This is a genomic window from Thermovirga sp. (genome assembly GCF_017656375.1).
In the GTDB taxonomy this organism is placed as follows: domain Bacteria; phylum Synergistota; class Synergistia; order Synergistales; family Thermovirgaceae; genus Thermovirga.
This window is the reverse complement of sequence record NZ_JACDOB010000021.1, coordinates 1-23,456: the sequence shown is the minus strand read 5'-3', so window position 1 is coordinate 23,456 and position 23,456 is coordinate 1. Positions and strand designations below refer to the sequence as shown.

Sequence of the window (23,456 nt, the reverse complement as noted above, 5' to 3'; positions counted from 1 at the left end):
TGTTAAGGCCTATGGCTATGTTCCTAAGGGGTCTGAACACGCAGCTTTGCTTTCAAACATTGACATGTCACTTAAACTTCACGAAGCAAATATTAAGATTCAAGAACGAGAGGCGACCTTAAGTGCCATAGTAAATACGGTAAAAGATGCTATTTTTATGCTTGATAGCAAGGGCGAAGTGATGTTTTGGAATCCGGCTGCAGAAGTTATTTTCGGCTATAAAGAGGAAGAAATTATGGGGAAAAAATTCCCCTTGTTTTTAATGCCAGAAAAGGTGCGCGATACCGTTACAGGGAAAGACGTGGAGCTCTGCGATTTGTTGCAATTCGAAAAAACATCTGGTTACCAATTTGAAGTGGAGTTTAAACGCAAAAGCGGAGAAGTCGTTTATGTGGAAGTTTCTTTTTCACCTATTGAAATACGAAAAGGTACTTATACTGTTGCTATTGGAAGAGATGTAACAAAACATAAGCAGTTTGAGAGGGAACTATTTGTGCTCTCTGTGACAGATCCGCTGACAGGGGCGTACAATCGCCGCTATACTGTGAAAAAAATGGAGGAAGAATTTGAGCGCGCAAGGCGAGGATTTAATGTGTTTTCAGTAATAATGCTAGATATTGATCGATTTAAAAAAGTTAATGACAACTTTGGTCATGATGTGGGAGATTTGGTATTAAGAAAATTGGTAAATAACATTATGGAGAGAATACGCAAAATTGACACCTTGGGTCGCTGGGGAGGAGAGGAATTTTTAATAATTTTGCCAGGTGCGAACATAAATGATGCCGTTCTTTTGGCAGAGGAGCTGAGGCGTAGCATTAACCAAATGGAAATACCAAAGGTGGGGCATGTGAGTGTGAGCCTGGGTGTTGCGACCTATAAGATGGGAGATTCGGCTTTAGTAAAAAGAGCCGATGAGATGCTGTATAAGGCAAAAGCTGAGGGCAGAAACTGCGTAAGGTATACTATAGAAGAAGATAGTTTAACAAGTATGGTTAACAGTAATTGAGAGAATACGCCAGAAGTGGATTAAGGGGTGAGAAAATGTCTGAAGAGCCTAAAAACACGGTAAATCCACGGGAAGAAACTGATTATGTAAAACAAAGGAAATATGCTCGGGCACCTTTTCGCACCAAAGCCAGCATAGCCTCTTCTCCAGAAGGTCCGTGGATAGAGGCGGAAGTGCTGGATATCAGTTTTGGTGGTGCGCATGTTCGCTTTCAATTTATAGAAGGCGAAATAGATATATCAGAAGGTGCGTCATGTGTCGTCAAGTTTCGCGCTAAGGACAAAGAAAAAGCCTATCAGGGTAGTATTGCCTGGGTTTCTCAAAAAACTTCTCCAGGAGAAGTGCCAGTCGTAGAGGCGGGAATAAATTTTGGAGAGCTGCCATTAGAGAAAAAGAATGAAATTTTAAGGATTTTTATGTGGACGAGACTACAGGAAAACCTCGAGGGCAAAAATTGAGCAATCTTTTAAAATAGTCCATTATTAAAGAATAACAGTGCAAAAGCTCCCTTGATCCGGAAAAGCTAGGGTTGAGGGAGCTTTGTGATTGTGTTATCATACCTCTGGCGCGCCAGTATACTGCATAAAGTATATTGGAGGTGTGGATTTTGAAAGTGGAAAGAGAGCAATCTAAGAATTTGCCTCCCGTATGGTTGTCGGTGGCGGTTATTCTTATCTCGGCTTTTGTCATTGGTTTTTCAGTTTTGAAGCTTGGAGTGGATGCCCACATTCCTATTCTCATTGCGGCCATTATTTCAGCCGTGACCGGTATGCTTTTCCTGAAGAAAGGTTGGGAGGATATTCAGGAAGGCATGTTGCACGGTATTTCCTTGGCGTTGCTTCCTATCGTAATTCTGATGATGGTAGGTGTAGTTGTAGGTGTGTGGATCCAGAGCGGAACGGTCCCTGCTTTGATTTACTATGGGCTTAATCTCTTGACTCCTAAGATCTTTCTAGTTGCATCCCTTTTAACGTGCTCCATTGTATCTTTAGCTACTGGAAGCTCTTGGACTACTGCAGGCACTGTGGGAATAGCCCTTATGGGCATAGGGTCTGGGCTTGGTGTTCCTGCTCCTCTTACGGCTGGTGTTATAGTTTCGGGAGCTTATTTTGGCGACAAGATGTCTCCCCTTTCTGATACCACAAACCTGGCACCTGCTGTGGCAGGAGGAGAGCTTTTTGACCATATCAGGGCTATGTGTTGGACGACTATACCAACATACATAATCGTGGTTATTTTCTATGCCATTATGGGCATGAAATTCCAGGGGCAGGCAGTAGATGCCCAGACTGTTGAGACTATAAGGGCAACGTTGGCGCAGCAGTTTGACATCAATTTAATAACCTTGATTCCCCCCCTCATAGTTATACTAATGGCAGTTAAAAAGGCCCCTGCTATTCCCGGGCTTGTGTTGGCGACGCTGGCTGGTGCAATAATAGCAGTTGTATACCAGGGGGCTTCTGCAGCTGATCTTATAAATGCAGCTCACTATGGTTATGAGGCTTCAACGGGCGTGGAGGCTGTGGATAAGCTTCTGACCCGTGGAGGGCTGGACCACATGATGTGGACAATCTCTCTAATAATATGTGCTCTAAGCTTTGGAGGGATCATGGAGAGGTGCGGCTACTTGGAAAGTGTCCTGAACGCCATCAGTAAGATCATCAACAACGTGACGGGCCTTGTTTCCACCACTATCTTTGCTAGCCTCTTCGGTAACCTCTTTCTTGGAGACCAGTTCTTGGGAATAGTAGTTCCAGGACGCATGTTCAAGCCGGCATTTGACAGGCTGAAGCTGGCACCAAGGATGCTATCCAGAACTTTGGAAGACTGCGGAACCCTTACATCTCCCCTTATACCTTGGACTGCCTGCGGAGGTTACATGTCTGCCATGCTTGGAGTAAATGCCTTTGCCTACGCGCCTTACGCGGTGCTCAACTGGCTCAATCCAATAATGGCCATCGTTTTGACCTTCTTTGGAATAGGGGTTTTCTATAGAAAAGACTAATTTTAAATAAAAGTAAAAAAGCTGGCGCGGTTATAATTTTGGCGGGTCGATCACATACCTTATCGACCCGCCATTTGTTCGTTTTTTGTTGAAAATTACTTTGACTCCTCTTTTAACCGTTGAGATATAAGTTCAGCGACTTTACGGCCAGAGAGAAGCATACCTCCAAAGATGGGGCCCATCCTGGGACCTCCAAAGGTGGCATTGCAGGCCATGCCGGCAACGTACAATCCAGGGAATACCTCTTTTGTATTTTCGACGGTGAGCTTTTCTGCCTCATCGGGACACATGAACTTTTCTCCCTCTATTTCCCCAGACGGAGTAAGAAGTTTTCCTGGAGCCTTTTTGGCGACCATGTGCACTACCTCCGTGTCGTGGCCGGTAGCGTCTATGACAAAGGAAGCTCCAAAGGAGAGGGGATCTACATGAAGCCCCGACATTTCTATAGGGGTCCAGTTGACGACAAGCCCCGTTATTTTCTCATTGTCTACAGAGACGTCTTCTACACTTATACAGTTGAAGATGACAAGTCCTGCTTGTACAGCCTTGCTGGTTATGGTGGTTACGCTCTCTATGGCATCTGCTGTGTAGTAGCCGCTATCCAGGCAGGGCCTTACTCTGATGCCGAATTCTTCCAGGATCCCTTTAGCATCTTCTTGGACTACTATTTCGTTGAAGAGCATTCCTCCTCCCCACATGCCGCCTCCTATGCTGAGCTTGCGTTCGAACATGGCTACCTTATGTCCGGCCTTGGCCAGGTAGTACCCCGCCACAAGACCGGAAGGACCGCCACCTACGACAGCGACGTCGACATTCAAATGATCTAGCAGCTTCTCGTAGTACCTCGTTATTATTGCCTTGGATATTATTTTTTCGTCCAGTTTCATTTTTTATTCCTCCTTATGGGTTTTGTTTCAATCTTTCATGCGAGCAAGCTTTACGGCACAAAGTTTCCCGCACATGGAACATGCCTCTTTGTCTTGGGCTATGTGCGCCCTACAGCGGAGATAATCTCCATCCAGAGCATGCTTTGCCATGGTTTCCCAATCGAGATTTTGTCTTGCTATGGACATGGCACGGTCTTTTTCTATGGCTGTTGGAATGCCTTTGGATATGTCTCCCACGTGTGCGGCTATCCTGGCAGAGATTACGCCAAGATAAACATCTTTTTCATCGGGCAATCCTAAATGCTCTGCCGGAGTTACGTAGCAGAGAAAATCAACTCCAGCAGCTGCAGCTTCTGCTCCTCCTATGGCTGCCGTTATGTGGTCGTAACCAGGTGCTATGTCAGTTGGCAGGGGACCAAGAACGTAGAAAGGAGCCTCATGGCACAGCTTCTTTTCTAGCTTTACGTGAGACCTGATATGTTCCAGAGGTACGTGGCCTGGCCCTTCAATTATTACTTGAACGTCTCTTTCCCAGGCCCTTTTGGCAAGTTCTCCCAAGATTAGAAGTTCGCTTATCTGTGGCCCATCAATGGCATCCATTATGGTCCCTGGGCGGAACCCGTCACCCAGGCTCAGGGTAACGTCATACCTATGAGCTATCTTCAAAAGCTCATCGAAGTGCTCGTATAGGGGGTTCTCTTTTTTATTTTTCTTCATCCACCGAAGGGTTATGGAGCCTCCCCTGCTGACGCAGGGCATTATTCTATTTGCGTATTTTAGCCTAGCAGCCGTCTCTGAGTTTACGCCACAGTGGACGGTTATATAGTCCACCCCTTGTTGACATTGCCTCTCAATAGACTCAAAAAGCGTTTCTTCAGTCATGTCTTCAATTTTTTTGCCCTTTTTTGCCATCTCGGAGGCGACATGATAAATTGGCACTGTCCCTACCATTACAGGAGAATTTTCAAGGAAAAATTCCCTGGCCTTATTTAGATCTCCGCCTGTTGAAAGATCCATGACGGAATCTGCTCCAGCTTTTATGGCTGCTTCCAGCTTTTTCTTTTCAAATTCAAGGTCAGCTTTCTCGTCACTCGTTCCCAAGTTTGCGTTAACTTTAGTCCTGAGGCCCTTGCCAATAGCCTTTACCTGTGGAAATGACCTGTTTTTGTTTTTAGGTATGACGACCCAACCCTTTGCGACGAAGTCCCTGATTTGTTCAGCAGTGAGGGGTTCGCCTATGGCTGCGGTTTTCATTTCCTCCGTTATTATCCCTGCTTTTGCGCTTTCTAGTTGAGTTTTTGACATGCTTTTCCCTCCTTCTTTTTTAGGGGGAAGAGGCAAGTTAAAAGGAATGCCTGAAAAGAAAAAAGCCGCCAAAGGGCGGCAGAGGAGATGTTCCTTTTGTCTTGCCATTCCCTCCGCCAGTATTACCTGGTTCAGGTTCTAGGGGTACCTTCTCAGCCCAAACGGGCGCCCCCATGGCTCTAACTTTCATATTAGACTTTTACCACTGTTAAAAATTTCTGTCAAATACGGCAAAACCTCAAACGATTTTCCCGAAGGCAAAGAGAGTTTGTTGTATAGATTAGGTCACTTTCTTATACTAAGAAAAAGTATAGAATACAAATTTTTATGGAGGTGTTTTCATGGGCAAAAGGTTTTTGTTGGCGTCGTTGTTGGTTATCTTATCCTTAGTTTTTGTTTCGGCTTCATTTGCAGCTACCCTTCAGGAGATCAAAGAGAGAGGCGCCATAAAGGTTGCGCTGGATGTCACCAAGCCTTTCTGTTATGAGGAGGATGGGCAAATCAAGGGGCTTGAAGTGGATATGGCACATGCCATAGCGGAAGCCATAGGGGTGAAGGCAGAAATATCTCTTCCAGGCTGGGAGGCGATAACTAAGGCTTGGGATCCGAACTACGATTGGAGCGATTTTGATATAGCCATGGGAGCTATTACCATAACGGAGGAGAGACTTAAGAATTGTGATTTTTCTGAATGGTACTTTATGAGTGGCCAAATGGTTGCAGTGCTGAAGGATTCTCCGGTACAGACCCCAGAGCAGCTTAAAGGGCATAAAATAGCAGCTTTGAAGGATTCTATCTGTGAAGAGGTAGCTTCTCAGCTTTCTGACCAGCTTGTCTTGGTTAGCAGCGTAGATGAAGGATATGAAAAGGTACTCAATGGAGAGGCCGATGCGATCGTTTATGATGGAGGTTTCTTGCAGTATAAGGTTAAAGAAGATCCTCGCTTCCGGCTGTTGGATCAGAAGTTCACCAGGGAACGCTATGGAGTAGCTATGCCAAAAGATACTCCAGAGCTTAAAGTCGTGATAGATGAAGTGGTAGAGAAAAACCGAAAAAAACTTTTTGAAAAGTGGTTCAAATAAAAAAGCTTTAGTGGTTATTTACGGTGGTCTTATTGGGCCACCGCTTTGGCTTTATATTAGGTTTTATAGAATGATTGTGCAGTGTGGTTTTGTTGGGGAGGGAGGAGAGAATTTTGTTTAAGAACATGAAGATAGGTTCTCGCCTAATAGGGAGCTTTGTTGCCATTGTTGCCTTGTTTGCGATAGTTACATTGCTCTCGTGGAAAAACTTTCAGCAAGTGCAGATCGCCACAAAGGATCTAGCAGAACAGAGGTTTACGGAGATAAACCTGGTTGCTGCGATACAGAGGTCTCTCTTAGAGGGTGCAGCTTATTATTCCCGATATGCTCTTGTAGAAAAAGATGATTACCTTAAAAAGGGAAATGAGAAGCTAAAAGAGGCGGAAGCTTTAGTGCAAGAGGCAACAAAAAAGGCCATGTCTAGAACGGATATGGAAGAGCTTCAAGAAGGAAGCTCTGTCGCTTCAAGCTCAATAGCATCCCTCAGAAATGCCGCCAAAAAAATAACGGAAGCCATTAATAGTATTAAAGAGAGCCGTTCCGCTACAGAAAAGGCTTTGAATGTTGTAAGAAACAATATGAAAGCATATATAGAGGGAGAGAAAGAGGAGCTAAAGAACGAAATAGAGTTTGAAATCGGCGTCGGAGCTGTCATGAAGAGGCTTGGTAAGATAGATAGAGCCATAAAAATATTGCAAACTATAGAAGCAGTGGATTTAGATATATATAAGTCTCAGTTAAGCCGTGACAGTAATAACATTAATGAGAACGCAGCAAAATTGGCTGAGGTTCAAAAGGAAGTTAGTGCTCTCAAAAAAGATACTTATGTTCTATCTAGCAAAAAGAATTTGCAGCAAGTTGAAAAAGCCATTAATTCGTACCAACTTGCTATTAAGAATTTAGTCGAAGATTGGGAAAACCTTCAAAGAATAGCAAAAGATTTGGAAAACAGAGCAGAAAAAACGAATCAAGTGGTTGCAGAGATCAACGATAAGACTTTAAAGAAGGTCAATGCTGTAGCTCAAGATATAGTGGCAAAACTCTCACAGAACCTGAGGGTATCTTTAATTGTTACCATAGCAGTTATATTGTTAGGTTTTATAGCTTCATTCTTGATAACTCGCAGCATTAAATCCCCACTTGCGGCCTTATCTAGCATGGCTAAAAAAGCTGGAGCCGGTAATCTTACAGTATCTCTGAAGGGTTATTCCTTTCCATTCCATGACGAGATCTATGAAGTTGCTTTAGAGATGGAGAAGATGATACTGAATCAAAAACAGATCATTGAGGCCATTAAAGAAGAGGCAGAACGCAGCAAACATGAGGCAGATGAGCTTAGCGAGCTTTCAGATTCGGTAAATGAGGCCATGGAAGTGATACAGAGCGCTGTGAAAGATCTGGGAGACCTTGCTGAAAATAATGCGGCTTCATTGGAAGAGACCAATGCTAGCATAGAAGAGATATCCGTGGGTTCCAGGAAAGTAGCGGAATCTGCTGCCGAAGCTGCTGAACTATCCGAAAAGACGAGAGAAATAGGAGAAGAGGCAACAGGCCATGTTAAACGTGTAATAAAGGAAGTATACAAAACTTCTGAGGATGCTCAGACCAACGCAAAGACAATGGAACGATTGGTCGAATCGGTAGAAAAGATAACATCTTTTGTGGGTACCATCAGCACAATAGCGGATCAGACCAATTTGCTTGCTCTAAACGCCGCCATAGAGGCTGCGAGGGCTGGCGAACACGGTAGAAGTTTTGCAGTAGTTGCAGATGAGGTAAGAAAGCTGGCGGAAAACTCCAATAGTGCTGCTAAGGAGATAAGCTCATTGATCGACATTCTGCGCAATGAGACCCGGGAATCAGCTTCAACCATAATGGCATCCGTAGAAGAGATGAAAAACACAGCTCAGAAAGCTGTAGAAGCTCAGAATAACATTGAAAAAGTGCTGGAACACATACGTTCAATTGATGGCACTATACACTCTATGGCTGCTTCTGCTCAGGAGCAGGCTGCCGCGAGCCATGAGATAGCGGAAGCAATTGAGCAAATAACTCTCGCCAATAATCAATTAGTTGAAAAAGTGGAAGGCATAAGTGACTCATCTAACTCAACTAGCGAGAAATCTGTGCAACTGGCGCAAGAGGCACAGAACTTGATGTCAAACGCAAGCAAGCTGGAAGAGATGCTTGATAGGTTTACCTTGGAAGAAAAGCTAGAGTCAGGAGAACAAAATTTGACGGATCGAGGCAAAAGTGATAGTATCTCTTAAAATTTTAAGGAGGACTTATCGTTGGTAAGATTAGCTAAAAATATGCGCAATTGGTGGTGGCAGGCTTTCATGGTCTGCCCCAAGAGCCTGAGGTAGTTCACATAGATTTTCTAAGGGCCTTGGTGGCGGATCCCTAACGGGATTCTCTTCAAGGCCCTTTTTGTTTTGTATCAGCTTTCACTGTAACCCCAAAACGGGAGAGGCCTTGAAGAGCCTCTCCCGTTTTTATTTGGAATGCCAGCGGAGGAAAGGGAGGTAAAAGAGATATGAATAGTTTGAGAAAGGAAATGAGTTTCAGCGAATTTGAGAAACTTTGCAAGCTTTTCAGGGCAATCCCTCTGGTGAGAGAAATGCCTTTGGGTAGGAAAGACCCCTTTAACATATATCGGCAGCTTGCGAGGAACAGCAATTTTTCCTTGCTCCTTGAAAGCGGACTCTATAAGTCCAACGAAGGAAGGTTTTCTTTTATAGCAGCAAACCCCGACAGGCTTTTTATCCTCGAAGGCGGTAAGTTTAGAGAAGAAAAAATAACTGGCAAGGTACTTCGCAGCGGAGGTCTAAAGCAGTTCAACGATGCCCTCGAAGGTTATGTTTCAAGCTTTAGAAATGAACTGTTTGAAGGCCTGCCTCCGTTTTGCGGAGGCCTGGCTGGATATTTCGGCTACGAGATGGTCCAATACTGGGAGAAGCTTTTTCACCAGGAACCTCCAAGGAAACTTAAAAGCAGTGCCTTCCCGGAGGCAGTCATTATGGCCTTTCGTTCCGTAATAGCGGTAGACCACCTACATGATAAGGTCCTCCTGATAGAGACGGCTACCATTCCCAAAGATGCGACTCCAGCAGAAAAAAGATCCATTTACAGCGATGTTTTGGATTCGTTGGACAGTCTGCAACGAACGGTCTTGAAATCCGAGTTTCTCGTGCCGCTGGAAGGCTTTGTCGAAGAAGAGGTTGAATTCTGTTCCAATGTAAGCGAAAGAACCTTTCTCTCGATGGTGGAGGAGGCAAAGGATAGGATCTGTGCTGGTGACATATGCCAGGTGGTCTTGTCACAGCGTTTTACTGCTCAAGTGGAGGTTGACCCGTTGGTGCTCTACCAGGCCCTTAAGTTGGCTAACCCTTCCCCGTACATGTTCTTGTTGAATTTAAAGGATTTCAGGCTCATCGGTTCTTCCCCAGAGGTTTTGGTTCGCCTGGAAGGCGATAAAGTAACCACAAGGCCTTTGGCTGGAACCAGGAGAAGAGGAAGAAACGCTGTCGAGGACAGGTACCTGGAAAGTGACCTTTTGGCTGATGAAAAAGAAAAAGCCGAGCACCTAATGCTAGTGGACCTTGCAAGAAACGACCTGGGAAGAATTTGTGTTCCCGGTACTGTCAAAGTGACGGAGCTAATGGACATTGAGAGGTACTCGAAGGTAATGCACATAGTTTCCAATGTAGAAGGCACCAGGAGGTCAAGCTGTACGCCCCTTGATGTCTTGAGAAGCGCTTTCCCGGCTGGGACCGTATCAGGAGCTCCCAAGGTCAGGGCCATGGAAATCATAGAGGATATCGAGCCTGATGCCCGAGGGCCATATGCAGGGGCCGTAGGTTACATAGGGTTTGGAGGAGACATGGATACCTGTATTGCTATCAGGACTTTTCTCCAAGAAGGCAAAAATCTGCACGTACAGGCAGGAGCAGGGATAGTCTACGATTCAGTGCCTGAGAGAGAGTACGAGGAGACTAAAAGCAAGGCCAAGGCCCTCATAGATGTCCTGAAAAATTCAAGAAAGAAGGGGGTGGCCTAGGTGATTTTGGTCATAGATAATTACGACTCCTTTACCTACAACCTGGTACAGTACCTTTCTTTAGTAGATGAGGTTTTGACTTGCAGGAACGACGAAATTGACTGTGAGGCTGTAAAGAACATGAACCCCGATTGTATAGTCATCTCCCCGGGGCCTGGAACTCCTGATGAAGCTGGAGTATCTAAGGAAGTCATAGGCTCTTTTGCAGGGGTTATTCCTATCCTGGGCGTGTGCCTCGGACACCAGGCCATTGCTGAAGTTTTTGGTGGCAGAGTAATCCGCGGAAGTGTTCCTTTTCACGGCAAGACCTCAGAAGTATATCACGGTGGAAAAGGGATATTAGAAGGCGTGCCATCACCATTCAGAGCCACAAGGTACCACTCTTTGGTGGTTGAAAGGTCATCTCTTCCCGAGGATCTGAAGGTCATTGCCATCACACTGGACGGGACCATCATGGCCATGCAGCACAAAAGCCTGCCAGTATACGGGGTTCAGTTTCACCCAGAATCCATAATGACCGATTACGGAGAAAAGATCCTGAGGAATTTTCATGAAATTGCAAAACAATACCTTGAAAAAGGAGTGGAGCAGAGATGAGAGGAACTTTGGAAAAAGTTTTGGAGAGGAAGAACCTTGAATATCTTGAGATGAAGGACAGCATGGAAGCCATAATGGAAGGTACAGCACCTCTTGTTCAGGTCGCTGCGTTCCTTGCGGCCTTGCGGGCCAAGGGGGAGTCCCCGGAGGAAATAAGGGCAGCAGCGGAGGTCATGAGAGACAAGGCCATGGGGCTCAACGTAAAAAAAGGTGTCCTACTGGACATAGTTGGAACAGGTGGAGACGGAAAGGGGACTTTTAACATATCCACCGCTGCTGCATTGGTGGCGGCAGCGGGAGGAGTTGCAGTGGCAAAGCACGGTAACAGGGCCGTCTCAAGCAGGTGTGGCAGCGCAGATGTTCTGGAGGAGTTAGGAGTGGGGATCTTTGACGATCCATCCCTGGTCGTCGAGTGCATAGAAAAGACCAACTTCGGATTCATTTACGCACCATATTTTCATAAAGCCATGAGGAACGTAGCTGGCATCAGGAAAGCTTTAGGTGTGCGAACCATATTCAATATACTGGGGCCTCTTACCAATCCAGCCAGGGTGAAGTTTCAGGTCCTGGGCGTCTACTCACCTCACCTTGTAAGGCCTATGGCTGAAGCCCTTGCGGGGTTGGGGGTAGAGAGGGCTGTGGTGGTCTGTGGATTTGGTGGTATGGACGAATTTTCCCTGGAGGGGCCAAACAAAGTTTGCCTTGTTGACCGCGGAAGCCTGGAAGAAAAGGAAATAAGGCCAGAAGATGCTGGGCTTAAGAGGGCAAGAAACGAATTTTTGGCTGGCAAGGATGCAAAAAGCAACGCCAAGCTGATGGAAAGGGTACTAAGGGGGGAAGGCGGGCCGCTGATGGAAGCTGTGATCTTCAACGCTGCAGTGGCTTTTGTTACTGCCGGCACTGTCTGTTCTTTCCGGGAAGGAGCTGTTTTAGCCAGGGAGGTAATTGCAAGCGGAAAGGCTTACAAGCTCCTTGAAGGCTTAAGGGCCTTTGCAAGGGAAACAAGAAGGGAGGAAGCGATATGATCCTTTCAGAAATAGTGCAAGCCAAAAGTGCGGAGATTCAGATGATGAAGGCTTCTCGCCGTTCCCTCAGGAAGGCTATATCTTCCAGCAAGGGGCTCGCCGTAATAGCAGAGATCAAAAAGGCCTCTCCCAGCAGGGGGATTATAGAAAAGACGCTAAGTTCCGAAGACAGGCTCAGGAGGTACATAGAGGGAGGTGCGGCAGCCGTATCGGTAGTTACAGAGAAAAACTTTTTCGGTGGCTCCATTGAGACGCTTAAAAACTTAAGCACCCTTTCTTCAGTGCCTCTTTTGCGCAAGGATTTCATAATAGACCCCATCCAGCTTTACGAAAGCTTGCTTTCAGGGGCCGATGCAGTGCTTCTGATTGCCAGGCTCCTGGAAGGTGACCTGCTTCCCATGATGGTGGAAAAGTCTATGGAGCTAGGCCTTGAGGTACTGGTAGAAGTTCATACTCCTGAGGAGCTAAAGAGGGCCATGGATACCTCTGCAGGGATCATTGGGATAAACAACAGAAACCTGGAAGATTTTTCCATAGATTTTAAGGTTACCCAGAAAATGATGAACTTGCTGCACAAGCTTGAAACTCCCTTAAGGAGGAAGGTGGTTTCAGAAAGCGGCATAGCTTCTGTGGAAGACGCTGTGTTTCTAGCAAGCTGCGGTGTGGACGCTGTTTTAGTAGGAACTTACCTGGTGGGGACGGAAAATCCTCAGGAAAAGATACAGGAAATAATTGAAAGGACCAGGTAGCCATGGTTAGGGTCAAACTTTGCGGCCTAAAAAGGGAGGAAGATGTTCTTAAAGCGTTGGAGCTGGGGTTTGATGCCTTGGGGTTTATCCTCGCTCCTAGCCCCAGGAAGGTATCTGTCAAGGATGTAGAAAAGCTGACCAAGAGGCTTTTCCCTTTTGTAAGCGTCGTTGCAGTGGTGGCAGACCCTGACAGGACCTTACTGGAAGAAATAATTTCCAGTGGACTTTTTGATGCTGTCCAATTTCACGGAAAGGAGGATCCAAGCCTGCTTGGAAGCGTTCCTTTGAGGGTTATAAAAGCCTTTTCCTTTGGAAGCAAAGAGCCAATGGACTTCGATAAGTATAGCGAGGTAGCAGACTTCTTTCTGTTGGATTCAGGAAAGGCAGGAGAAGGAGGGACGGGAAGGGCGTTCCGTTGGGAAGCCATAGACCCTCAAAAGGTAGAAAAGCCCTTTATTTTGGCAGGAGGGCTTGGGCCGTCGAACGTGTTGGAAGCCATAGAAAAAGTAAATCCTTGCGGCGTGGACTTAAACAGCAAGCTGGAAGTCTCGCCGGGGGTCAAGGATCACCGTCTAATGGAGAAGACAATAAGGCTTATACGAAGCCATCAGCTGATGAATATGGAGGGAAGAAAAGATGAGTAGCAGAAAAGGGTATTTTGGAGATTTTGGCGGGCGCTACGTACCGGAGACGTTGATACCGGCCCTAGACGAGCTGGAGAAAATGTACGAAGAGGTAAAAAGCGACAAATCTTTCAGCGAAGAGCTTAAAAGGTTACTTGCAACCTATTGTGGTAGGCCTACGCCTCTTTATTTTGCGGAGCGCCTGTCGGAAAAGTTGGGCAGGAAGATATACCTTAAGAGGGAAGACCTGAACCACACGGGAGCCCACAAGATAAACAACGCCATAGGCCAAGTACTTTTAGCCAAAAGGATGGGCAAAAAGCGGATAATAGCCGAGACCGGAGCGGGCCAGCACGGAGTTGCAGTGGCTACTGCATCAGCCAGGGAGGGGCTTGAATGCCATGTCTACATGGGAGTGGAGGACATGGAGCGCCAGGCCTTGAACGTGGAAAAAATGAGGCTTTTGGGTGCGGAGGTGGTACCTGTTACCTCAGGTAGCCAGACTTTAAAGGATGCCACCAACGAGGCGATACGAGACTGGGTCACCAACGTGAAAGACACCTATTACGTGATAGGGTCAGTTGTAGGTCCTCATCCGTATCCCACTATAGTGAGGGATTTTCAGAAGGTCATCGGTGAAGAAACCAAATCCCAAGTGCTGGAAGCAGAAAAGAGGCTTCCGGACGTGTTGGTTGCCTGCGTAGGAGGAGGAAGCAACTCCATAGGCTTCTTCTATCCCTTTCTGGAGGACGAAAATGTGAAGATGATAGGCGTAGAGGCAGCAGGAAAGGGACTGTCTACAGGGTTTCATGCCTGTTCTCTTACTGCGGGAAAAGTCGGAGTCCTTCACGGAAGCCGCTCGTACTTGCTTCAAGATCCCCACGGCCAGGTGCAGATAGCGTACTCCATTTCCGCGGGATTGGATTATCCAGGTGTAGGGCCGGAACACAGCTATCTCAAAGATTCAGGTCGGGTGGAGTATACTTCTGTGACGGACTTTGAAGCCCTTAAGGCTTTCGAGACCCTTAGCAAGCTCGAGGGGATCATACCGGCTTTGGAAAGTTCCCATGCATTGGCAGAGGCAATAAAGAGGGCTCCGGAATTGGACCCAGAAGTTCTAGTAGTTGTGTGCCTTTCAGGAAGGGGAGATAAGGACATGTCTTCAGTGAGGCCCTATCTTTTGAAGGATGGTGATAGCATATGAGAAGGTTGAAGGAAGCCTTTGCCGATAGGAAGGCTCTAATACCTTATATTACTGCCGGAGATCCCTCCCTGGATGGAACGATTCGCCTTATAGAGGTCCTGCAGGAAAGTGGGGCGGACATAGTGGAGGTAGGTATTCCCTTTTCTGATCCGCAGGCTGATGGGCCAATCATACAGATGGCATCCAAGAGGGCCATCGAAAGGGGAACCACCCTTGAAGGGGTACTAAAAGCTCTAAAGGAAAGCTCGTCAAGAATAAAGATCCCCGTAGTTCTAATGGGGTACTACAACCCCATTCTTCAGTACGGTGTCGAACGTTTCGCCTGTGAAGCAAGGGAATCAGGAGTGGTGGGGGTTATAGTCCCGGACCTTCCCTTTGATGAGGACACGGCCTTTTATGGAGCGCTGGGGGGACAAGGGGTGGATGGCATATTGATGGTGGCACCCAACACCCCGGAAGAAAGGATCAAAAAGATGGCAAACTCGGCCAGGGGGTTCGTGTATTGCGTGTCCTTATTTGGTATAACTGGAGACAAAAGGGGGCCAGTGGAGGGTTTAGATAGTTACCTAGAAAGAGTTAAAAGGCACCTAAAGCTTCCCTTGGCATTGGGGTTTGGTATAGACGGACCGGAGAAGGCCAAAGATGCAGCAGCTTTGGCTGACGGCGTAGTGGTGGGAAGCGCCTTGGTCAAGCTCATAGAGGAAAGCCAGGAAGATGCAAAGGTGTTGGAAGAGAAGGTTCAGAGCTTTATTTCAGGCCTCAGGGAGGCGCTGGATTCAGTGTTGTTTAATTGATGGGTATACCCCAAGAACCCTGAAACTGAAGCACCTTTTCTCCATTTCTTTTAGGGCTTCCAGGGCTTTTTCGCCTTGAGGTGGTAGCTCGATATCCACGAAGAACAGGTACTCAAAGGGGTTGCTTGTGAGGGGGCGGGACTGGATGAACATCATGTTCAGTCCTGCATCCTTCACCGGCTCAAGGGCGTAAAAGAGCGAACCAGGCTTGTGGGCTACAGTGAAAAGGATAGAGGCCTTGTTCATGCCTTGGAGGGAGTTTGTTGAATTTTGCCCTTTGGATATGAGCCAAAATCTGGTGGTGTTATGGGAGTGGTCCTGGATGTTTTTGGCCAATATGTTTAGTCCGTTCACTTCCGCAGCCAAGGGGGTACATACGGCGGCCAGGCGTTGGTCCTTTGCTGCTTCCATGGCGGCAGCACTGGTGCTTGTGGTTGTTTTCCTGGGGCATTGGGGGAGGTTCATTGAAAGCCACACCTTGCATTGGGCCAATGCTTGAGGGTGAGATCGAACCTCCATTACTTGGGATAAGGTAGAGCTTTTACTTGCCAGGACATGGTTTATTGGAAGCATTATTTCCATGGAAATTGAAAGGCCTAAAGAAGTGGAGGCGAAGGCGTCGAGGGTGCTGTACACCACCCCTTCTATTGAATTTTCTACCGGCACGATCCCGAATGGGGAGGATTTTCTTTCTACGGCTCGGAAAATGCTTTCTATGTCTTCTAGATATTCAAGGTCGATGCTGCTTCCAAGGCAGGCGTAGGCGGCTTGCTGAGAAAAGGACCCTTCTGGCCCCAGGCAAGCTACCTTTGGCCTTTCCTGGACAGCTCGGCAAAGGGATATTATCTCCTTCATTATGGCCTTGACACCCCTTGGATCCAGCTCGCTGCAATTTCTGACGATCCTCTCAATGACCTCCTGTTCCCTTTTGGGATCCAGGACTTTATGGTTTCCTTTCAGCTCGCCTATGGCTCTTGCGGCCTCGACGCGCTCTTTTAGTATCTGGACGAACGCCTGGTCAAGCTGGTCAATTTTTTGTCTCATTTCTGCTATATCGTTTTTCTTATCCCAATCCAAGGCCATCCCCTCCATGAATAGGCACCTCTGAGTTTGTTGCAGAGATTTTACTTCAGCGGGCCGGATATGGCAAATTCTAGCGGCTCATACAACTCTGTAAACGGACGTGGCTTTAACTACGTAGACGGAACGAAACTTAGGCACATCTACATAAATATAGCATTCAATCTTGACAAATAGAAAATAACCCCTAAAATATCTCACTAATACCTATACAAAGTGAACTTGCAAGAAAATAAAAGAGAAAGGAGAGCCAGACGGAGATGGTAAGCCTGAAACCGAGCAGCACTATTCTTTTCAACAGCCTGTCCTATTATTTCGGCTTTACCAGCGGCCAGTGGCGCTTTTATTACGCCAGTGGCCAGTCAGCACGTGGAATTCCGTCCGAGGCTCTTTTAATCCCCGAAGGAGAGGCAGGCTCTACCTAAAGGGGATCTAAAGCAAAAAAAGAGTAGGTGAAAAGCCGGAACGGGATTTCCACATCCAGTTCCGGCTTTTTTTATTTGAGAAAAGGGGGTAGATGAGAATGTTGGTTATTCACATGGAAAGAGGTTGCAAGAGCTTAGAGGTAGCGAGAGTTTGTGGTTTTTTGGAGCGCAAAGGCTGCAGCCTGAGGGTTGTAGGGTCCTTTGAATCTCCCTATATAGTTTCAGATGGAGACGAGGAAGTGGGTAACCTAATCCTATCCCTGCAGGGCGTAAAGGCTGTAACGCCCACCAAGAAGCCTTTTCCTCTGGCTTCCAGGGAAACTTTCCCGGATGACAACGTCTTCAACATTACTGAAGAGATTAAGATAGGGGGAGGGGACCGGCTAATAATGGCTGGCCCTTGCTCGGTGGAAAGCCGATCTCAAATAATTGAAACAGCAAAGGGTGTTAAACGTTCAGGTGCTAACGTGCTAAGAGGTGGGGCCTTTAAACCAAGAACCAACCCCTACTCTTTTCAGGGCCTTGGCAGCGAAGGCATAGCGCTGATGGTTGAAGCAAAGAAAGAGACAGGCCTTCCCATAGTGACAGAAATAATGTCACCGGAAGATCTGGAATGGCTAGAACCACACGTGGATATCCTTCAAATAGGTTCTAGAAACATGATGAACTTTTCCCTCCTCAAAGCGGTGGGGCGCACCAGGAAACCTGTCCTCTTAAAAAGAGGAATGATGGCTACCGTGGATGAGTGGCTTCAGGCAGCAGAGTACATATTAGCTGGAGGCAACCACAGAGTTATTCTCTGTGAGCGAGGTATAAGAAGCTTCGACAAGATCACTAGAAATACGCTGGATCTGAGCGTAGTTCCTTTGATTAAGTCACTGAGCCATCTCCCCATTATAGTGGATCCAAGTCATGGTACGGGACGCAAGGAACTCATAAAGCCCATGAGCATGGCGGCCATAGCAGCAGGGGCCGATGGCCTCATGATCGAAGTCCACCCAAGACCCCATGAGGCCCTATCTGATGGTGCACAGAGTCTTACCCTGGAAGAATTCCAGGATCTTATGGGCAGCGTAAATAAACTCTGCAATGCACTAAACGAGGAGGTTAAAACCCCATGCGGCTTAAGGATTGCCATGTAGGCGTTGTGGGACTGGGCCTGATTGGAGGTTCCATTGCAGGCGCCTTGAAGGCCAATGGAAGCTGCAAATCAGTTTTTGGTTGGGACAATGATGAAAGAACCCTGAGGTTTGCCGAAGAGAAAGGTTTTATAGATATTGCTGCTGGCGGGCTTGAGGAGCTTGTAGCTTTTTCTGATGTCCTGATAATAGCTACTCCAGCTGGCGAGATAATAAATACCGGAAAACAGGCTTACCTCTGCCCCAATGAAAAGGTCAAGGCGATTATGGACACAGGAAGTGCTAAACGCAAGGTGGGAGATGTCTTGTCAAGGCTTTGGGGGGAGCGTTATGTTGGGTTTCATCCCATGGCAGGCAAGGAAAAAGGGGGCATAAGAAATGCATCCAGCGATCTTTTCAAGGGAGCCCTTTGCGCAGTCGTTCCCTTTCCTTCTACTTCCGAAGAGACCATAAGTCTCGCTGAGGAACTGGGCCTGGCTCTTGGAGCTTCGACTCTCAAGATGGACCCTTTATCTCACGATAGAGCTGCAGCGTGTTTGAGCCATTTCCCCATGATGCTTTCCATTGTGCTGCCCCTTGTGGCAGAAGAACATATGAAGGACTTAAGCCATCTTTTTGCGATGGCTTCAGGGGGCTTTAAGGACACCTCGAGGCTTTCCAGTGGACCATCTTGGCTTGTTGCTCAAATGTGGGAACAAAATGGAGATCTTATCAAGCCTCTTTTGCTGCAAGCTGGGGCTCTTTTGGAGAGGATGGCAAGTTCAAGTAAAGATGAGGCCATGCAAATGGCCGAAATGGCCAAAAGCAAAAGGGAGAAAATTCTTGGCCTAACCTTAAGCGAGAGAGGTGATTTGGATGGATGAAGTAAAAATAAAACCTAATGCAGTAGGACTAAGAGGGCGCTTGGCTCTGCCGGGAGACAAATCTATATCTCACCGAGTGGCATTTTTCGGTGCCCTTTCCTCTGAGGGGATAACGGCAGAAAACTTTTCTTCTGGAGCCGATTGTAAGTCCACGCTTCGCTGTCTTGAGCTTTCAGGGTGTAAGGTGGAAAGAACAGGAGGCAGTATTAGGGTAAGCAAGGGTGTGAACGCTGGAGAGATCAAAGCTCCCCTGGATGCTGGAAATTCGGGGACGACAGCGAGGCTTTTGTGTGGATTGCTTGCTAGCGCTCCTGGGGTTTTTGCTGTGATAACAGGTGATGAAAGCCTTTGTAAAAGGCCTATGGGGAGAATTGTATCCCCCTTGAGGTCCCTTGGGGCCAGGATAGATGGACCAGGCGGTGGAGCGTATCTGCCTCTTTCCATACGGGGGAATTGCCTTTCTGGAGGAGCCTTTGAGCTTCCCATAGCGAGTGCCCAGGTCAAAACAGCTCTAATGATCGCAGGGCTTAACGCCCATGGAAGTGTGACCGTTGTGGAGCCTGCCAAGAGCAGGGACCACTCAGAGAGGCTTTTGCAGCACCTAGGAGTACCCATAAGGCAGGAGAACAATAGAATAACGGTCTACCCTTGCAGTGACCTTCCAGGATGTATGTTGAGGGTGCCAGGGGATTTTTCCTCAGCGGCCTTTTGGATCACCGCAGCTCTCATTATTCCAGGCTCGGATATAGTGTTGGAGGACGTAGGAATAAACCCAACAAGGGTGGGCTTTTTGGAATGCCTAAAGAAGATGGGGGCCTCCATAGAAGTGGAGGAAAAGGAGCCCTCTGGTGGAGAGCCTGTAGGAAACATAAGGGTCAGGCACTCAGAGCTTGAGGCCGTGGAAGTTGGAGAGGACGTTATCCCTACCATGATAGATGAACTGCCACTTTTGGCCCTTTTGGCCACCCAGGCACATGGTGTGACCAGGGTCACTCACGCAAAGGAGCTTAGGGTGAAAGAATCGGATCGCATAAGAGCCATCACACAGGGACTCAAAAATCTCGGCGCAGATATAGAAGAGTTGGACGATGGCTGGGTGATAACAGGCCCTACCTCTCTTAGGGGAGGTTGTGTGGAAAGCTTCAAAGATCACAGGATAGCCATGACATTTTCCGTAGCAGCTTTGGCAGCGCGAGAAGAGGTAGTAGTGAAAGATGCCCAATGTGTGAGCATATCCTATCCGGAATTTTTTAAACACCTATCTGTGCTTTCAGGAGGGTAAAGCCTTGATGATAGACGCTGAGACCAAACTAGTGGCCCTTTTAGGGGACCCCGTTGAGCACAGCCTATCTCCAGCCATGCACAACGCCGCTTTCTGCAAGATGGGATTGAACATGGTGTACCTGGCCTGCAGGGTTCGGAGGGAAGAATTAAAAAGCGCCTTAGCGGGGTTAATGAGCCTGGGTGCTTTGGGGTGCAACATAACTGTACCTCACAAGCAGGCAGTTTTAGATCTACTGGATGAGGTCACTGACGAAGCAAAGGCCATTGGAGCAGTGAACACCGTTATTTTCAAGGGCAGAAAGGCCTTTGGGTACAACACTGACGTTTTAGCTATAGATGAAATACTTGGTTCCTTGAGCCCTGATAGAAAAGAGGCCTTTCTTCTAGGCGCAGGAGGAGTGGCAAGAGCGTCTGCCTATGCCTTGGGGAAGAGGGGCTTTAAGAGGGTTTGGGTTTCCAACAGAAACAAGGAGCGAGGGGTAGCTCTGGTCAAAGAGATGAACAAAATTTTTCCCGAAAGGCCCTTTGAATACATTTCGTGGGGGAAAGTACCTGCTTCTTCATGTAAGTTGCTTGTCAACGCTACGTCTTTGGGGATGTCCAGCGTGCCGTGGCCTGAAGGCTTGTTGAATCACCTCTTGGGCCCGTGGGAGTTTCAGGAGGTTCTGGACCTGGTTTATATCCCAGGAAGCAGGACCCAATTGGTAGAGAAAGCGAAGAAAATGGGCTTACGTCACGTAGGAGGAGAGGAAGTGCTCCTGAGGCAGGGGGTATGGGCCTTCCAGCTTTTTACGGGGATGAAGCCAGAAGTGGAGGTTATGCGCAAGGCGCTTAACCTTTGTGGTTAGAAAGGAGGATGCCATGGGGACTTTGAGATTTTTGACTAGCGGAGAGTCTCACGGCAGGGGGCTTGTTACGGTTGTGGAAGGCCTGCCCGCGGGGCTTCCTGTCCCAGCAGAAAGGCTAAAAAGGGAGCTTGAGCGCAGGAGACAAGGCTACGGAAGAGGCGGCAGGATGAAGATAGAAAAGGACCAGCTCACCATCTGGGGTGGTGTCTGGAATGGCAAGACTACTGGAGCTCCATGCGGGATAACCATTGAGAACAGTGAGTGGGAGGCATGGCGAAGCTCAATGGATCCACAAAGTTGTGATCCAGAAGCCGTGAAAGAGAAGAGCATTTACTGCCCTCGCCCTGGACATGCAGATCTTCCAGGGGGGCTGAAATACGGCCATGAAAACATGCGTCCCGTACTTGAAAGGGCGAGTGCTAGGATAACTGCGTCTTGGGCTGCGGCAGGCGCCCTAGCAAAGCTCCTAATAGAAAGCCTGGGGATACAGGTTAGAAGCGCAGTGACCAACATAGGTGGGGTATCGGTAAAGGCCCCCTCTACTGAGGAAGAATGGGAAGCGGCATCTAATTCCTCCATGGGTTGTGTGCTTCAAAGCGATGAAGAAAGGTTGAAAGAACGAATAGAAGAGGCCATGAAAGTAGGTGACAGCCTTGGAGGGACCTTTGTGGTCTCTGTTAAAGGCCTTCCTCCGGGGATAGGGTCATATGTTGAGTGGGACCGCAGGCTGGATGGGAAAATCGCAGGTGCCTTAATGGCCATTCCCGGCATAAAAGGAGTGGAAATAGGGGAGGGATTCCGATTGGCCAACGCCCCTGGAAGCCAGGCCCATGACGGCATTTTTATAGATGAGAAAGGAATGTTCAAGAGACGTACTAATCATGCCGGAGGTATAGAAGGAGGCATGACCAACGGCGAGGAGGTGGTCGTTAGGGCCGCCATGAAGCCTATCCCTACCCTTACAAAGCCTTTGCCCTCCGTTAGGATGGACACGATGAAAGCTTCCTTTGCCCACAGGGAAAGGAGCGACGTATGTGCAGTCCCATCGGCAAGAATAGTGGCGGAGGCCATGCTCTCTTGGGTAATTGCAGAAGCAGTAATGGAACAGTTTGGCGGGGACACCCTGGAGGAAGTTAAAGAACGTTTTTCTTCCTATGTTAATAGAGTTAGGAGGAGAGGTAATGAAAAGGCCTAGCATATTCATAGGAGGCTTCATGGCGGCAGGTAAGACCACGGTTGGGAGGGCCCTTTCCGTGAGGACAGGGATGCCTTTCGTTGACTTGGACGCCCTTATAGAGTGGAGAGAGGGCATGACTGTAGCTGAGATATTTAAGGAGAGGGGAGAAAGCTATTTCAGGGATCTGGAACGTAGGACCTTGTTTGAGCTCCTGGATGTGGGCAACATAATAGTATCCCTTGGTGGAGGCACCCTCTTAAACGGGGACCTTAAAAATAAGATCCTGGAAGAAGGCACTTTGGTGATATTGGGTGTCTCCCCAGGGGAAGCCATAGCCAGGGCGAGGAAAGAACCGGGGAAAAGACCCTTGCTTGACGAAAAGAAAGTTGAAGTTCTATGGGAGGAGCGAAAGAAAATTTACAAAGGCGGCAACCTTCACATACAGACCGACGGTAAGACCGTAAAAGAGATACTGGACGAGGTGCTTTTGAGCTTGGGACTTTTGACCGATGAAGATGGGCCAAAAGTTGAGAAAATAATAGGCGATAGCATCTTCATAGGTGGAGGCATCCTCTGTGAAGAAAAATTGAAGATGTTGTTGGGGGAGGGAGAGCTTCCCTTTGTGGTGGTAGACGAGCTTACCGGTCCCTTTTTCGCGGACAAGTTGGGGCCGTTAAAAGGCCTTTATGTATTGCCGCGAGGAGAGGAAGCCAAATCCTTGGAGCATGTGGAACGCATATATGAGGCTTTTTCTGAAGCAGGAGTGGACAGAGAGAGCACCGTAATCGCCCTTGGAGGAGGCTCTGTGGGAGATGTTGCCGGCTTTGCCGCTGCAACGTGGATGCGGGGAGTCTCATTTGTTCAATGTCCTACAACGCTGCTGGCTCAAGTGGATAGCTCCATAGGCGGCAAAGTAGGGGTTAATCTACCCTTTGGCAAAAACCTAGTTGGAGCTTTTTATAGGCCAAAGGCAGTTATCTCGGATGTAAAATGCCTTTTGACCCTGTCTTGGGAAAGCTACAGGCAGGGGCTTGGGGAGATAGTGAAGTATGGCTTGGGAGAGGATTGGGAACTTTTTGAGTTGTTGAAGGATAATGTGGAGGCCCTCATAGCGCGGAGGTTAGATTTTTTGGTAGATGTCATAGCAAGATGTGCGGCCATAAAGCAAGGCATAGTCGAGGCGGATGAGCAGGAAAGAAAGGGCGAGCGTATGCGCCTTAATTTAGGGCATACCATAGGGCACGCAATAGAAGCGGCCTCAGGGTACAAATGGATGCATGGCGATGCCGTTTCGGTGGGC

General features: G+C 47.7%; 21 protein-coding genes and 1 riboswitch. Of the genes, 18 read left to right on the top strand and 3 right to left on the bottom strand.

Features of this window, described 5'->3' with window-relative positions; translation table 11 throughout:
* The 3 genes from H0Z23_RS06805 to nhaC all read left to right on the top strand — a co-directional run.
* Positions 1 to 1,009, top strand: a 1,009-nt coding sequence (locus H0Z23_RS06805; protein ID WP_296868495.1) for a GGDEF domain-containing protein, incomplete at its 5' end; no start/stop codon positions are given.
* A gap of 35 nt (positions 1,010 to 1,044) precedes the next feature.
* Positions 1,045 to 1,467 carry a PilZ domain-containing protein gene (locus tag H0Z23_RS06800; RefSeq protein ID WP_296868493.1) on the top strand — a complete coding sequence of 141 codons (423 nt, stop codon included), beginning with the start codon at positions 1,045 to 1,047 and terminating at the stop codon, positions 1,465 to 1,467.
* Positions 1,468 to 1,622: 155 nt separating this feature from the next.
* Positions 1,623 to 3,014, top strand: coding sequence for a Na+/H+ antiporter NhaC (nhaC, locus tag H0Z23_RS06795; protein WP_366928882.1), 1,392 nt, complete (start codon positions 1,623 to 1,625; stop codon positions 3,012 to 3,014).
* Between the two features lie 95 nt (positions 3,015 to 3,109).
* On the opposite strand, the gene H0Z23_RS06790 is transcribed toward nhaC, so the two are convergent.
* Positions 3,110 to 3,901 carry a sulfide-dependent adenosine diphosphate thiazole synthase gene (locus H0Z23_RS06790; protein WP_296868489.1) on the bottom strand — a complete coding sequence of 264 codons (792 nt, stop codon included), beginning with the start codon at positions 3,899 to 3,901 and terminating at the stop codon, positions 3,110 to 3,112.
* Positions 3,902 to 3,928: 27 nt separating this feature from the next.
* Positions 3,929 to 5,206 carry a phosphomethylpyrimidine synthase ThiC gene (gene thiC / locus H0Z23_RS06785; protein ID WP_296868487.1) on the bottom strand — a complete coding sequence of 426 codons (1,278 nt, stop codon included), beginning with the start codon at positions 5,204 to 5,206 and terminating at the stop codon, positions 3,929 to 3,931.
* Between the two features lie 91 nt (positions 5,207 to 5,297).
* Positions 5,298 to 5,389: riboswitch (TPP riboswitch) on the bottom strand.
* 158 nt (positions 5,390 to 5,547) lie between these two features.
* Here thiC and H0Z23_RS06780 point away from each other — a divergent pair.
* From H0Z23_RS06780 to trpA, 9 genes are all read left to right on the top strand, one after another.
* Positions 5,548 to 6,288 carry an ABC transporter substrate-binding protein gene (locus H0Z23_RS06780; protein ID WP_296868485.1) on the top strand — a complete coding sequence of 247 codons (741 nt, stop codon included), beginning with the start codon at positions 5,548 to 5,550 and terminating at the stop codon, positions 6,286 to 6,288.
* A gap of 113 nt (positions 6,289 to 6,401) precedes the next feature.
* Positions 6,402 to 8,558 carry a methyl-accepting chemotaxis protein gene (locus H0Z23_RS06775; RefSeq protein ID WP_296868483.1) on the top strand — a complete coding sequence of 719 codons (2,157 nt, stop codon included), beginning with the start codon at positions 6,402 to 6,404 and terminating at the stop codon, positions 8,556 to 8,558.
* Between the two features lie 266 nt (positions 8,559 to 8,824).
* The gene (locus tag H0Z23_RS06770; RefSeq protein ID WP_296868482.1) at positions 8,825 to 10,348 is read left to right on the top strand and encodes an anthranilate synthase component I family protein; all 1,524 of its coding nucleotides are present in this window, start codon (positions 8,825 to 8,827) and stop codon (positions 10,346 to 10,348) included.
* Entirely contained in the window at positions 10,349 to 10,945 is a 597-nt protein-coding gene (locus H0Z23_RS06765) for an aminodeoxychorismate/anthranilate synthase component II (protein WP_296868480.1), read from the top strand.
* Positions 10,942 to 11,970 (top strand): anthranilate phosphoribosyltransferase, encoded by a 1,029-nt coding sequence (trpD, locus tag H0Z23_RS06760; protein WP_296868478.1) that lies wholly within the window; start codon positions 10,942 to 10,944, stop codon positions 11,968 to 11,970. The genes H0Z23_RS06765 and trpD overlap by 4 nt, the downstream gene beginning before the upstream one ends.
* Positions 11,967 to 12,719 (top strand): indole-3-glycerol-phosphate synthase, encoded by a 753-nt coding sequence (locus tag H0Z23_RS06755; RefSeq protein ID WP_296868476.1) that lies wholly within the window; start codon positions 11,967 to 11,969, stop codon positions 12,717 to 12,719. The genes trpD and H0Z23_RS06755 overlap by 4 nt, the downstream gene beginning before the upstream one ends.
* A gap of 2 nt (positions 12,720 to 12,721) precedes the next feature.
* Positions 12,722 to 13,363 carry a phosphoribosylanthranilate isomerase gene (locus H0Z23_RS06750; protein ID WP_296868474.1) on the top strand — a complete coding sequence of 214 codons (642 nt, stop codon included), beginning with the start codon at positions 12,722 to 12,724 and terminating at the stop codon, positions 13,361 to 13,363.
* Positions 13,356 to 14,546: a tryptophan synthase subunit beta gene (gene trpB / locus H0Z23_RS06745; protein WP_296868472.1), complete on the top strand. Its 1,191-nt coding sequence runs from the start codon at positions 13,356 to 13,358 to the stop codon at positions 14,544 to 14,546. The genes H0Z23_RS06750 and trpB overlap by 8 nt, the downstream gene beginning before the upstream one ends.
* Positions 14,543 to 15,340, top strand: a complete 798-nt coding sequence (gene trpA / locus H0Z23_RS06740) for a tryptophan synthase subunit alpha (protein WP_296868470.1) — start codon at positions 14,543 to 14,545, stop codon at positions 15,338 to 15,340. Before trpB ends, trpA begins: the two co-directional genes overlap by 4 nt.
* On the opposite strand, the gene pheA is transcribed toward trpA, so the two are convergent.
* Positions 15,323 to 16,417, bottom strand: coding sequence for a prephenate dehydratase (gene pheA, locus H0Z23_RS06735; protein WP_296868468.1), 1,095 nt, complete (start codon positions 16,415 to 16,417; stop codon positions 15,323 to 15,325). The genes trpA and pheA overlap by 18 nt on opposite strands.
* Positions 16,418 to 16,943: 526 nt before the next feature.
* Between pheA and aroF the strand changes: the two genes are divergently transcribed.
* From aroF to H0Z23_RS06705, 6 genes are all read left to right on the top strand, one after another.
* Positions 16,944 to 17,987, top strand: coding sequence for a 3-deoxy-7-phosphoheptulonate synthase (gene aroF, locus H0Z23_RS06730; RefSeq protein ID WP_296868466.1), 1,044 nt, complete (start codon positions 16,944 to 16,946; stop codon positions 17,985 to 17,987).
* On the top strand, positions 17,963 to 18,847 hold the full coding sequence (locus H0Z23_RS06725) for a prephenate dehydrogenase/arogenate dehydrogenase family protein (RefSeq protein ID WP_296868464.1): 885 nt from the start codon (positions 17,963 to 17,965) through the stop codon (positions 18,845 to 18,847). The genes aroF and H0Z23_RS06725 overlap by 25 nt, the downstream gene beginning before the upstream one ends.
* Positions 18,840 to 20,129, top strand: a complete 1,290-nt coding sequence (aroA, locus tag H0Z23_RS06720; RefSeq protein ID WP_296868462.1) for a 3-phosphoshikimate 1-carboxyvinyltransferase — start codon at positions 18,840 to 18,842, stop codon at positions 20,127 to 20,129. Before H0Z23_RS06725 ends, aroA begins: the two co-directional genes overlap by 8 nt.
* A 7-nt stretch (positions 20,130 to 20,136) precedes the next feature.
* Entirely contained in the window at positions 20,137 to 20,979 is an 843-nt protein-coding gene (gene aroE, locus H0Z23_RS06715; RefSeq protein ID WP_296868499.1) for a shikimate dehydrogenase, read from the top strand.
* Positions 20,972 to 22,174 carry a chorismate synthase gene (gene aroC, locus H0Z23_RS06710; protein WP_366928881.1) on the top strand — a complete coding sequence of 401 codons (1,203 nt, stop codon included), beginning with the start codon at positions 20,972 to 20,974 and terminating at the stop codon, positions 22,172 to 22,174. Before aroE ends, aroC begins: the two co-directional genes overlap by 8 nt.
* A partial coding sequence (locus tag H0Z23_RS06705) for a bifunctional shikimate kinase/3-dehydroquinate synthase (protein ID WP_296868460.1) occupies positions 22,161 to 23,456 on the top strand: 1,296 nt, incomplete at its 3' end. The genes aroC and H0Z23_RS06705, both read left to right, overlap by 14 nt.